General features: G+C 44.6%; 12 protein-coding genes. 9 read left to right on the forward strand and 3 right to left on the reverse strand.

Annotated elements, in window-relative coordinates; all coding sequences use genetic code 11:
* Positions 1–17: 17 nt before the first annotated feature.
* Complete coding sequence (locus tag NOM72_RS03845; RefSeq protein WP_023468862.1) at positions 18–413, reverse strand: disulfide bond formation protein B; 396 nt, start codon at positions 411–413, stop codon at positions 18–20.
* A 65-nt stretch (positions 414–478) separates the two neighbouring features.
* Here NOM72_RS03845 and NOM72_RS03850 point away from each other — a divergent pair, with 65 nt between their 5' ends.
* From NOM72_RS03850 to NOM72_RS03870, 5 genes are all read left to right on the forward strand, one after another.
* Complete coding sequence (locus tag NOM72_RS03850; protein ID WP_029342184.1) at positions 479–1,369, forward strand: transcriptional regulator CcpC; 891 nt, start codon at positions 479–481, stop codon at positions 1,367–1,369.
* Positions 1,353–2,465, forward strand: a complete 1,113-nt coding sequence (locus NOM72_RS03855; protein WP_255997853.1) for an N-acetyldiaminopimelate deacetylase — start codon at positions 1,353–1,355, stop codon at positions 2,463–2,465. Before NOM72_RS03850 ends, NOM72_RS03855 begins: the two co-directional genes overlap by 17 nt.
* A gap of 234 nt (positions 2,466–2,699) precedes the next feature.
* Entirely contained in the window at positions 2,700–4,097 is a 1,398-nt protein-coding gene (locus NOM72_RS03860) for a cytochrome ubiquinol oxidase subunit I (RefSeq protein WP_023468859.1), read from the forward strand.
* A 12-nt stretch (positions 4,098–4,109) separates the two neighbouring features.
* Positions 4,110–5,132, forward strand: a complete 1,023-nt coding sequence (locus NOM72_RS03865; protein WP_023468858.1) for a cytochrome d ubiquinol oxidase subunit II — start codon at positions 4,110–4,112, stop codon at positions 5,130–5,132.
* Between the two features lie 104 nt (positions 5,133–5,236).
* Positions 5,237–5,905: a potassium channel family protein gene (locus tag NOM72_RS03870; RefSeq protein ID WP_023468857.1), complete on the forward strand. Its 669-nt coding sequence runs from the start codon at positions 5,237–5,239 to the stop codon at positions 5,903–5,905.
* Between the two features lie 38 nt (positions 5,906–5,943).
* On the opposite strand, the gene NOM72_RS03875 is transcribed toward NOM72_RS03870, so the two are convergent.
* Entirely contained in the window at positions 5,944–6,720 is a 777-nt protein-coding gene (locus NOM72_RS03875; RefSeq protein WP_050677552.1) for a Cof-type HAD-IIB family hydrolase, read from the reverse strand.
* 173 nt (positions 6,721–6,893) lie between these two features.
* Between NOM72_RS03875 and NOM72_RS03880 the strand changes: the two genes are divergently transcribed.
* Both NOM72_RS03880 and rnjA read left to right on the forward strand, forming a co-directional pair.
* Positions 6,894–7,109, forward strand: a complete 216-nt coding sequence (locus tag NOM72_RS03880; RefSeq protein WP_023468855.1) for a DNA-dependent RNA polymerase subunit epsilon — start codon at positions 6,894–6,896, stop codon at positions 7,107–7,109.
* Positions 7,106–8,773: a ribonuclease J1 gene (gene rnjA / locus NOM72_RS03885; protein ID WP_035406688.1), complete on the forward strand. Its 1,668-nt coding sequence runs from the start codon at positions 7,106–7,108 to the stop codon at positions 8,771–8,773. The genes NOM72_RS03880 and rnjA overlap by 4 nt, the downstream gene beginning before the upstream one ends.
* A gap of 45 nt (positions 8,774–8,818) precedes the next feature.
* On the opposite strand, the gene def is transcribed toward rnjA, so the two are convergent.
* Positions 8,819–9,358: a peptide deformylase gene (gene def, locus NOM72_RS03890; RefSeq protein WP_023468853.1), complete on the reverse strand. Its 540-nt coding sequence runs from the start codon at positions 9,356–9,358 to the stop codon at positions 8,819–8,821.
* 377 nt (positions 9,359–9,735) lie between these two features.
* Here def and pdhA point away from each other — a divergent pair, with 377 nt between their 5' ends.
* Both pdhA and NOM72_RS03900 read left to right on the forward strand, forming a co-directional pair.
* The gene (gene pdhA / locus NOM72_RS03895; protein ID WP_023468852.1) at positions 9,736–10,818 is read left to right on the forward strand and encodes a pyruvate dehydrogenase (acetyl-transferring) E1 component subunit alpha; all 1,083 of its coding nucleotides are present in this window, start codon (positions 9,736–9,738) and stop codon (positions 10,816–10,818) included.
* A gap of 3 nt (positions 10,819–10,821) precedes the next feature.
* Entirely contained in the window at positions 10,822–11,799 is a 978-nt protein-coding gene (locus NOM72_RS03900) for an alpha-ketoacid dehydrogenase subunit beta (RefSeq protein ID WP_023468851.1), read from the forward strand.
* The last annotated feature ends 98 nt before the right edge of the window (positions 11,800–11,897 follow it).

Genomic DNA, 11,897 nt, shown 5'->3' on the forward strand with positions numbered 1-11,897 from the left:
CTTCTCTTTTTTGTATCTTATGCTTCATTGTTCGAACGTGCTGGATAGAACGCTAGAATCAAGAGTAATGTAAAGGCAATGAGACTCATCATCGGAATCGTCAAGAAACCAAAATAGTTGACCCACTTGATGAGACAGCCGCTTGTACATAACGCTTCGCCATCGGGTAAGCGCTCAAGAATGACGTGGTACAAGGCGACACCAAAGCCGGCAAGCACATACAGGCGGACGAAGAGTGGATCAATCGTTTTCGACCGGAATAGCGAGATGAGCAAATAAAAGGCAGTCGTATACATGAATAGTCGTTGCCACCAACAGAGAGGGCAGGGGATGAATCCACGAATTTCACTGAAATAGAGACTGCCAAGCGTTGCAATCGTTGAGATGATGAACATAAAATGATAGCGTGTCATATGTATCGTCCTTTCTAACGTGTTAAACTAATGCCATCTTATATCATGAGGAGTCGAATCTCACATTGCAAGTGTCGGAAATGGAAATGTTGATCACCTTATCGGAAGAATTGAATATGAGGCGCGCTGCCGAACGATTATTCGTCTCGCAACCTGCGCTTAGTCAACGTCTCGTTGCGATTGAAAGACGCTGGGGAACAAAATTATTCATTCGTTCATCGCGTGGGTTAAGCATCACACCACAAGGAGAAAAAGTAATCGGTCTCGCAAAAGAGATGAATCGAAAGGAACTTGAGTTAAAAAGTGAATTGACAGCAGAAGAGGGTGCCGTTTATGGAACGCTTCGGATTGCCGTCGCTTCCATCATGGGGCAATACTGGCTCCCGCGTGTCTTGAAACGATTCGTTGAGCGTTATCCGCATGTCCGTGTTCAGCTCGTCACGGGATGGTCCAGTGAGATGATGCGTCATATGTTAGAGGAACATTTTCATATCGGGATCATTCGTGGAAACCCGGACTGGAAAGGTGTTAAAGAACGTCTTTTCTCGGATCCGCTCTATTTAGTCGATAGTGAGTTGACGTCAATCGAACAGTTACGCGTGACGGATCGACCATTCATCCAGTTCAAGAGTGATTCAACGTACTATCAAGAAATTTTAGAATGGTGGCAAGATCGGTTCGCAAGTCCACCATCGCGGACGCTGGTCGTCGATCAAATCGAGACATGTAAGCAGATGGCTCTACATGGAATTGGATTTGCGATTTTACCCGAGTCGACGATCCAACAATCAAATGAAGTCATGCAGCTTCCGTTAAAAACATCGTCCGGAAAGATATTAAAGCGAGATACATGGATTTTGTCTACGGAATCGATGCTTGAACTAAAACAAGTTCAAGCATTTTGGGACATCGTAAAAGAAGAAGGAGGAAGTCAGTCAGATGGAATACGCCATTGAAATGCGGCGCGCGCTTCATAAAATACCAGAACCAGGGTTCAAGGAATTTAAGACGCAAGCTTTTATATTGGAACAAATTCGTGCTTATCCACCAGATCGTGTCACGTATGATACGTTTGAAACGGGAGTTTTCGTTCGAGTGAAAGGATTGACTGGAAATCGGACGATTGGATACCGGGCAGACATTGATGGGTTACCGATTGAAGAAGCGACAGGTCTTCCATTTTGCTCGGAACATCCAGGCTTCATGCATGCCTGTGGTCACGATATGCACACGTCGATTGCGTTAGGGTTGATGAAACGAATCATTGAATTGCCGGTCATGGATGATGTCGTCTTTTTATTCCAACCAGCGGAAGAAGGTCCGGGCGGGGCAGAACCGATGATTAAAAGTCCGTTGTTTGAAAAATATCGTCCAAGTGAGATGTATGGTCTTCACGTCGCACCGGAGTATCCAGTCGGTACGATTGCAAGCCGTCCCGGCGTCTTGTTCGCGAGTGCTCGAGAAGTCCATATCACGATCTATGGTCAAAGTGGTCACGCGGCCTTTCCTCATTTGACGATTGATACGGTCGTCGCGCAAGCAGCCTTGATCATGCAATTGCAAACAATCGTCAGCCGATCAATCAATCCGATGAACTGTAGCGTCATCACGATCGGAAAGGTCGATGCCGGGATTCGAGAAAACGTCATCGCCGGTAGAGCAGTTCTTGACGGTACGATGCGCGCACTCAATGGAGAAGACATGGAAAAACTGGAACGACGCGTTCGTGACATCATTCGAGGAATCGAAGCTTCCTTTGGCGTCAAGATTGATCTGCAATTCGGAAATCGTTATTACGAGGTCGTCAATGACCGACACATCGTTGATAAATTTTCATCATTCGTCAAGATGAATGCGAACTACATTGAATGTGATGCAGCAATGACAGGAGAAGACTTTGGATTCATGTTGAAGGAAATTCCAGGGATGATGTTTTGGCTTGGAGTCGACAATCCGACATCTGGACTTCATCAACCAACCTTGAATCCAGATGAATCCGCTATTCCATTTGTGATTGATTTACTCGATCATTATTTACGAGAATATGTTTAAAAAGTTTTATGAAATAATAAAGGACATTAAGCTTTCCCTTTCGAAATCAAGAATGGGAAAGCTTTTTATATATGTAAGAATAGGAGTTTTCGAACATTTTGTGAAAAAAATCACGTGCACATGTGAACAATTTGTTACATCAAACATTATAAACAGACATAAAGGGTTATGTTCTCTATGATACGGTTATAGACCATATAGAGAAGTATGTTTTAGGAAGAGGGGGCTATATACATGTTCAATGATCCCGTATTGCTCAGTCGATTGTTGACAGGGCTCACATTAGCGTTTCACATTATATTCGCGACGATTGGTGTCGGGGTACCGCTCATGGTACTCGCAGCTGAATTCATCGGTCTGAAACGCAAAGATCCGGATTATATTTTATTAGCAAGACGGTGGACGCGTGGATACGTCGTTACCGTCGCAGTCGGTGTCGTGACAGGGACGGCCATCGGATTGCAATTATCACTACTTTGGCCGTCACTCATGCAAGTAGCTGGTCAAACGATCGCACTACCGCTATTTATGGAAACATTCGCATTCTTCTTTGAAGCGATTTTCCTCGGTATTTATCTGTACACGTGGGATCGGTTCAAAAACCCATGGTTACACTGGTTGATCGGGATTCCGGTCGTCATTGGTGCGACAGCATCAGCATTCTTCATTACGACGGTCAACTCTTTCATGAACTCACCAGAAGGATTTAAGATCGTCAACGGAACGCTAACGCAAATTGAACCATTAAAAGCAATGTTCAATACAGCAACACCTACAAAAGCAACACACGTCATCGTATCGGCTTATTTAACAGTCGCCTTCATCTTGGCGGCAATCGCGGCGTTCCACTTACTCCGCAAAAAAACACTCTCAGCAGCGGAAACAGCGTATCATAAAAAAGCACTTCGCTTAACGGTCATGGCTGGATTGATTTTTGCCTTCTCGACGGCACTTGTCGGGGACTTCTCAGGGAAATACTTGGCGAAATACCAGCCAGAGAAACTCGCAGCTGCTGAATGGCATTTTGAAACGACAAGTGAAGCCGAGTTGATCTTCGGTGGGATACTTGATCAGCAAGAAGACGGCAGTTATGAAATCAAGGGTGCCGTCAAAATCCCATATGCACTCTCAATTCTTGCGGGTGGAGCTCCAGATACAGAAGTCATTGGTCTAAATGAGTTCGCAAAAGAAGATCAAGCACCGCTGATCGTTCACTATTTCTTCGATATCATGGTTTCGATTGGTATGTATTTGGCTGCCATCTCTGCCTTGTTCATCTTGGCATTCCGTTTGAAAAAATTAAATCCTTATAACAAATGGATTTTAAGAGGTGTCTTCATCGGTGGACCTCTGGCGATGATTTCAATTGAAGCAGGTTGGATGTATGCTGAAATTGGTCGTCAACCTTGGACACTGTACGGCATCATGCGGACAGCAGATGCGGCGACGACATCAACTGCTGTTGGTCCGATGTTGATTCTATTCAGTGCCTTGTACTTGATGCTCGGTACGATTTGTACAGTCGTATTATTACGGATGTTCAAGAAAAACCCGGTTGGAAAAGAACTTCAAGAACTTGCTGAAAACCACCACGCACGTGGGGAAGCTATGTTCGTGGATGATAACAAGTAAGGAGGGAACGATTTGGACGTTCAAACACTAGGAATTACGGTCCTTTGGACTTTCCTGTACGGATATCTCATCGTTGCCTCAATTGACTTCGGTGCTGGATTTTACGCCTTTTATTCAAAATATACGAAGCGGGATCATTTAACGAATCGATTGATTCTTCGTTATCTCTCACCAGTGTGGGAGGTAACGAATGTCTTCTTCGTATTCTTCTTCGTCGGATTAGTCGGGTTCTTCCCGGATACCGCTTACTATTTCGGTACGGCACTACTCGTGCCAGCCTCGATCGTTCTCGTATTGATTGCGATTCGTGGTAGTTTCTATGCATTCGCCAATTATGGATCAAATGACAGCATGTTCTATACGTTCTTATATGGAGCAACTGGTCTATTGATTCCGGCGGCGATGTCAACGACATTGACGATCAGTCAAGGTGGATTCATTCGTAAAACGAATGAAACGGTTGAGTTTTTAGGAACAAAATTATTTACGAACTTTTACTCTTGGTCGGTCGTAGCACTCGCTATCGTATCCGTCCTCTATATCAGTGCGATGTTCCTCTTGTTCTATGCAGATAAAGCGAAGGATGAAGGGGCTACGCCATTGATTCGTAAGTGGGCGCTCTTCTGGAGTGGTCCGACGATTCTAGTCTGTGCACTCGTCTTCTTTGGATTGAAAAATCAAGCGGCATGGCACTATGAGAACATCTTAAACGGGAACTGGTGGTGGTTCGCTGCTAGTTTCATCTTCTTCCTCGTTGCGGTGACACTCGTCTACATGAAGAAGAATTACGGAATTGCTTTCGTCGCGGTCATGCTACAGTATGGAGTGGCATGGTTCGGTTACGGTTATACGCACTTACCATATATCTTGTATCCATATATCGATATCAACAAAGCGGTCGTTAACGAAACAATGGCTTCCGCACTCGTCGTTGTCTTCATCTTCGGACTCTTACTCTTGATTCCGGCGTTGTACTTGATTTTACGACTCTTCTTGTTCGATAACGATTATGTACGTGGGAAATCCTCAAAATAATGGATGAATAAACGCCTCTGCGAATCGCAGGGGCGTTTATAGTAATTTTAAATTGAATCAGGTACACTACTAAGGAAGAGCGATTGTGAAGGAGAGTTGTGAAAATGAATGGAGAGTTTGCAGTAATTGGACTAGGGCGCTTTGGTGGCTCGATTGTCCGTGAATTATCGAAAAATGGCTATGATGTCTTAGCGATTGACTCCGACGAGGAGCGCGTCAATGAATTCATGGGAATTGCGACGCATTCCGTCATCGCGGATACGACGGATGAGAACGTCTTAAAGAGTCTAGGAATCCGAAACTTCGATCATGTCATCGTTGCGATCGGGGAAAATATTCAAGCATCCATCTTGACGACATTGATCTTAAAAGAGCTTGGGGTACAATCGATTACTGTCAAAGCGACGAACGATTACCACGAAAAAGTATTACGAAAAATCGGAGCAGATTTCATCGTTCACCCCGAACGGGATATGGGAGTCCGGATTGCAAATGGTTTAATGAGTTCAAATATTCTTGACTATCTCGATTTATCTCAAGAATTTTCGATCGTTGAAATTAAAGTCAGTGATCGGATGGCAAAACAAACATTGATTGACCTTGATCTACGGAGCAAATACGGAGCGAACGTCGTCGCCATTAAACGTGGAGAAAACGTTCTGATTTCTTTACAAGCTGATGAAATGATTGAAAAAGGGGACTATCTCGTCGTCATTGGTGAAAATGAGGATCTCGACCGTCTAGAGCGTGCGATTCATAAAGTGAAGAACTAAAAAAAGCTGAGGCGTGCCTCAGCTTTATATTTACTTAATTAAATGAGTTGGAATTCTTTTAATCCGTGTGCGATACCGTCCTCAAGGATGGGTTTCGTGACATAGTCAGCGGCAGCTTTCGTTTCTGGAAGTCCGTTGCCCATTGCAATACCCGTTCCGACGTAGCGAAGCATCTCTAGATCGTTTAAAGCATCACCAAATGCAAAGGTATCTTCGCGGCGAATATTCGTCAATTTCAGGAATTGTTTGATCCCTTCTGCTTTCGAGGAACCGACATTGATGACATCCATTGCATGTGGGTGCCAACGAATGAAATCAAATGCGTCATAGCGTTTAACATAATCGCTCTCTTCTTCAGCTGTGCAGTAGACGAGTGTTTGGAAAACATCATGCGATAAAAATGCTTCTTCATCGTGAACCGGTAACGGCATGTCAAGCTCTCCGAGTGAATCAACGACATGAACGTCATTCGATTTCGTCGTGAAGCCTTTTGTTTCACCGAGATAGACAAGTGTATGTCCGTTTTCACGTGCTTGTTGTGTCAACTGTGTCAAATCCGTCTTCGGTTGCGGACGTTTGTAGATGATTTCATTTTGATGAACGACGATTTGTCCGTTGTAACCGATGATCGTATCGATGTTGAGCAATTCACGGATTCCAGACAACATCGCAGGTCCACGTCCGGTTGCGAGCGCTACATATACACCGTTTTCTTGAAGCTTACGAATTGCCTGTTTTGTTGATTCCGGAACAAAATGACCATCATGCAATAAGGTTCCGTCGATATCGAAAAAGACGACTTTCTGATTTGCCATGGTTTCACCTTCTCTTTTTATTTGGTCGAAATGACCTTTTCATGAGAAAGTATAGCATAACCAAAAGCGTGTTGCCGGAAGGGAACATGCCGAATAAGGATGAAAAATAGTCCATGTATCGTGTATACTGTACTAAGGACAAAAAACAATGTACTGATAAGGAGTTGCTAGGCATGATTTTTAAAGTATTTTACCAACCGCTTCGTTCGGAAGCACCTGTTCGTGAACGGACAGAAACAATGTATGTAGAAGGGGAAAGCATTCGTGACGTGCGATCAACGATTGACCACCTCAAAGATATCAACATCGAGTTCATCCGCGAAGTCAGCGGAGAATTTTTGACATACGAACAACAACATCCTGATTTCAAGGTTGCGACGTTCGAATGAAGTTCGTCAAAAACCATCAGGCCGCCGTTTTCGCACTCGGTGGACTCGGGGAAATCGGGAAGAACACGTATGTCGTTCAATTCCAAGATGAGATCATCGTCATTGACGCGGGTGTCATGTTCCCAGAAGATGAATTACTTGGAATCGACTATGTGATTCCAGATTACACGTACTTGATCAAGAACAAGGATAAGGTCAAAGGCGTCTTCATCACACACGGTCACGAGGATCACATCGGTGGATTACCTTTCTTGCTTAAGCAAGTCAATTTACCAATCTATGCAGGTAAAATCGCCATGGGACTTATCAAAGTAAAATTAGAAGAACATGGCTTGCTTCGTAATGCAGAACTTCATGAAATCGATGAGGATTCGATCATCAAGTTCCGCAAAACAAGCATTTCGTTCTTCCGTACGACGCACTCGATTCCGAATTCGTTCGGTGTCGTCGTCAAAACACCACAAGGGAACATCGTGCATACAGGGGACTTCAAGTTCGATTTCACGCCAGTCGGAGAGCCGGCTGATCTAGCGAAAATGGCTGAACTCGGTAAAGAAGGCGTATTGTGTCTTCTATCGGACTCAACGAATGCGGAAGTAGAAGGGTTTACGATGAGTGAACGCGTAGTCGGTGAAACGATCTCAGACATCTTCCGTAAAGCGGAAGGACGGATCATCTTCGCGACGTTTGCGTCGAACATCTATCGTCTGCAACAAGTCGTCAATGCTTCTGTAGAAGCAGGACGGAAAATCGTCGTCTTCGGACGTAGCATGGACAAGGTCATGATGATTGGTCAAGAACTTGATTTCATCAAAGCGCCGAAGGGTACGATCATCGAGCCGAACGAGATGAAACGTTATAAATCAAATGAGTTGACTATCCTTTGTACGGGTTCACAAGGAGAACCAATGGCTGCACTTAGCCGTATCGCAAACGGAACACATCGTCAAATCTCGATCATTCCGGATGATCTCGTCATCTTCTCTTCGTCACCAATCCCAGGAAACGTCGTTTCTGTCGGAAAGACGATCAATCAGCTGTACAAAGCTGGCGCAGATGTCATGTACGGTAAACTAAATGATATCCATACATCAGGTCACGGTAGTCAACAAGAGCAGTTGCTCATGTTACGTCTATTGAATCCGAAATACTTCATGCCGATTCACGGGGAATACCGGATGCTGAAGAAGCATATGTCGCTTGCGATGGATGCTGGCGTACCGGAAGAGAACTGTTTCGTCATGGATAACGGTGAAGTACTGGCATTAGATGCGAATGCAGCCGCTATCACTGGAAAGATTCAAGCGAATGCGGTTTATGTCGACGGGAAAGGAATTGGAGACATCGGAAACATCGTTTTACGCGATCGCCGTATTCTCTCAGAAGAGGGACTCGTCGTCGTCGTCGTGACGCTTGACTCGAAGACGAATCGTCTCGTCTCTGGACCGGACATCATCTCGCGTGGTTTCGTCTACATGCGTGAGTCGGGTAATTTGATTAAAGATGCTGAACGTCTTCTCAAGCGTTCACTTGATCAATCGCTTGCGAACCGTAATACGAAATGGACGGACATCAAACAAGTCATCAATGATACGCTCACACCGTATTTAACAGAAAAAACACAACGTCATCCAATGGTCATGCCGATCATCATGGAAGTCTGATTCAAAAAATCCTCGTCTCCGAAAACGGAAACGAGGATTTTTGTATTACGTGGCAGGACCGTATTCCTTGAACGGTTCTTTTTTATCAATCCGATCATAAAACATGACGCCATCTAGATGATCGTATTCATGCTGGCAGACGATTGCTTTCATCCCTTTTAAACGTAATTTTACAGGATTTCCGTTATGATCGATGCCAGTTAGGGTAATACGCATATAGCGCGGTACATGTCCTTCGACTTCACGGTCGACGGACAGACATCCTTCGCCGCCCGTTAAATACGTCTGCTCGACGGAATGACTGATGATTTTTGGATTATAGATACCAAATTCCAGCAAATCATCACCATCTGGTAAGCGGATCGCGAACATGCGCTTGTTGACACCGATTTGTGGTGCTGCAAGTCCAATGCCGCTTCGTAAATCGTATTTCTTCGCAATTTCATCATCTTGACTGTTGGCGAGGAACTCGCGCATGAGTCGCATCGTTTCCTTATCCTCATCGCTGAGAGGGAAGGTCACTTCTACTGACCGTTCGTGAAGAGCAGGAACGTCTTCGCGTACGATTTCATTCATGGTGATCATGAACAACACTCCTTTCGTCTACAAAAAGTATAGCATAGGAAAGTGGGGAATGATGACAACTAACACAGTAGGAAAATATCGAATGATACAGAAGATGGAATATTCTAGTTTTGTGATTGAATTCACAATGTGAAGCACGAAAAAAATAAAACATTTCCTTTGATTTTAAGGTGTTACAGATTTATACTTGTAACGTAATGAACAAGACACTATAACGTGTCGATTCATGATAATACAGTTTACTCAACTGAATAGGTACACAGACACATGTTCAAAGGATAGTCACACGGGACTTCGTTTTTTGGACACTATTGTCATGTGGGCAAATCAGTCAGAGGAATATTTCGCTGAACGCAGTGAAAGGATGAGGTGAAAAGATGAACGTAAACATGTTTAAAAACGTGGAAGAAAACTTTGAAACGTTCCGCATTCTTGACGAGAAAGGTGAAGTCGTCAATAAAGACGCTATGCCAGACCTCTCGGATGAAGAGCTTACGGAATTAATGCGCCGTCTCGTATACACACGTATCTGGGACCAACGTGCAATCTCACTTAACCGTCAAGGACGCCTTGGTTTCTACGCTCCAGTAGCTGGACAAGAAGCGTCAATGATTGGTACGCAATTCGCTTTGGATAAAGATGACTGGATTCTTCCTGGATACCGTGATATTCCACAAATGGTCTTCCATGGCTTCCCACTTTACAAAGCATTCTTGTTCTCACGCGGTCACATCACAGGTGGTAAGATTCCTGAAGGTGTTAACGTCTTAATGCCACAAATCATCATCGGTGCGCAGATCGTTCAAGCGGCTGGTGTTGCTCTCGGTCTTAAGAAAAGCGGTAAAGAACAAGTCGCAATCACTTACACAGGTGATGGTGGTTCTTCACAAGGGGACTTCTATGAAGGTATGAACTTCGCTGGAGCTTTCAAAGCACCTGCAATCTTCGTCGTTCAAAACAACCGTTTCGCAATCTCGACACCTGTCGAAAAACAATCTATGGCGAAAACAATCGCTCAAAAAGCTGTCGCTGCTGGTATCAATGGTATCCAAGTCGACGGTATGGACGTTCTTGCTGTATACGCAGCTACGAAACAAGCGCGTGTTGAAGCACTCAACGGTGTTCCGACATTGATCGAAACATTGACTTACCGTTACGGACCACACACACTCGCTGGTGATGATCCAACACGTTACCGTACAAAAGACATGGATGATGAGTATCAAGCACAAGATCCACTCGTCCGTTTCCGTGCTTTCATGGAAGCAAAAGGTCTTTGGAACGAAGATAAAGAGAACGAAGTCATCGAGCAAGCTAAAGCTGACGTTAAGGAAGCACTTGCACAAGCTGACAAAGAACCAAAACAAAAAGTTACAGATTTCATCAACGTGATGGCTGAGAAGCTTCCACAAAACCTGCAAGAGCAGCTTGATGAGTATACAGCAAAGGAGTCGAAATAACCCATGGCACAAATGACGATGATCCAAGCGATCACTGACGCAATGCGCGTCGAGATGAAACGCGACGAACAAGTTCTCTTGTTCGGTGAAGACGTCGGTAAAAACGGTGGGGTATTCCGTGCGACAGAAGGTCTTCAAGATGAGCTCGGCGAAGACCGCGTCTTCGATACACCACTTGCAGAATCAGGTATTGGTGGTCTTGCTGTCGGATTCAGTCTGACAGGATTCCGTCCAATCATGGAAATCCAATTCTTCGGATTCGTATTCGAAGTATTCGATTCAGTCGCAGCACAACTTGCGCGTCTCCGTTACCGTTCAGGCGGCACATACAGTGCACCTGTTACAATCCGTTCACCATTCGGTGGCGGTGTTAAAACACCGGAACTTCACGCAGATAACCTCGAAGGACTCATGGCTCAGTCACCAGGACTTAAAGTTGTCATTCCTTCAACACCTTACGATGCAAAAGGTCTTTTGATCGCGTCAATCCGCGACAACGACCCAGTCGTATTCCTCGAGCACATGAAACTCTACCGTTCATTCCGCGGTGAAGTGCCAGAGGGCGATTACACGATCGAACTCGGAAAAGCTGATGTAAAACGTGAAGGTACAGATGTAACAATCGTCACTTACGGTGCGATGGTACACGCTTCACTTAAAGCAGCGGAAGAGCTCGAAAAAGAAAACATCAGCGTCGAAATCATCGACTTGATGACAATCAGCCCAATCGATATCGATACGATTCTTGCTTCTGTCAAGAAAACAAACCGTGTCGTCGTCGTTCAAGAAGCACAAAAACAAGCGGGTATCGCTGCAATGGTTGCAACTGAAATCCAAGAACGTGCAATCCTTGACCTCGAAGCGCCAATTCTTCGTGTTGCTGCTCCAGATACAATCTTCCCATTCGCACAAGGTGAAGACGTCTGGATCCCAGATCACAAAGATATCGTTGAGAAAGTCAAAACTGTCTACAATTTCTAAGAGCATTTCGGAAAATAAGGAGAGGGGTCCATTCTCTCCTTGCTTCCGTTTTTACAGATAACAATCGACTAGAAGAGTGAACTAAAAGGAGGCATATT

The organism is Exiguobacterium sp. LL15 (genome assembly GCF_024436095.1).
GTDB classification, from domain to species: domain Bacteria; phylum Bacillota; class Bacilli; order Exiguobacteriales; family Exiguobacteriaceae; genus Exiguobacterium_A; species Exiguobacterium_A indicum.

Excerpts from the sequence above, each read along its gene's own strand:
- NOM72_RS03870 (WP_023468857.1), top strand. The coding sequence starts at position 5,237 with ATGAATGGAGAGTTTGCAGTAATTGGACTAGGGCGCTTTGGTGGCTCG.
- def (WP_023468853.1), bottom strand. The coding sequence starts at position 9,358 with ATGATCACCATGAATGAAATCGTACGCGAAGACGTTCCTGCTCTTCAC.
- NOM72_RS03860 (WP_023468859.1), top strand. The coding sequence starts at position 2,700 with ATGTTCAATGATCCCGTATTGCTCAGTCGATTGTTGACAGGGCTCACA.
- pdhA (WP_023468852.1), top strand. The coding sequence starts at position 9,736 with ATGAACGTAAACATGTTTAAAAACGTGGAAGAAAACTTTGAAACGTTC.
- NOM72_RS03880 (WP_023468855.1), top strand. The coding sequence starts at position 6,894 with ATGATTTTTAAAGTATTTTACCAACCGCTTCGTTCGGAAGCACCTGTT.
- NOM72_RS03875 (WP_050677552.1), bottom strand. The coding sequence starts at position 6,720 with ATGGCAAATCAGAAAGTCGTCTTTTTCGATATCGACGGAACCTTATTG.
- NOM72_RS03845 (WP_023468862.1), bottom strand. The coding sequence starts at position 413 with ATGACACGCTATCATTTTATGTTCATCATCTCAACGATTGCAACGCTT.
- NOM72_RS03855 (WP_255997853.1), top strand. The coding sequence starts at position 1,353 with ATGGAATACGCCATTGAAATGCGGCGCGCGCTTCATAAAATACCAGAA.
- NOM72_RS03900 (WP_023468851.1), top strand. The coding sequence starts at position 10,822 with ATGGCACAAATGACGATGATCCAAGCGATCACTGACGCAATGCGCGTC.
- rnjA (WP_035406688.1), top strand. The coding sequence starts at position 7,106 with ATGAAGTTCGTCAAAAACCATCAGGCCGCCGTTTTCGCACTCGGTGGA.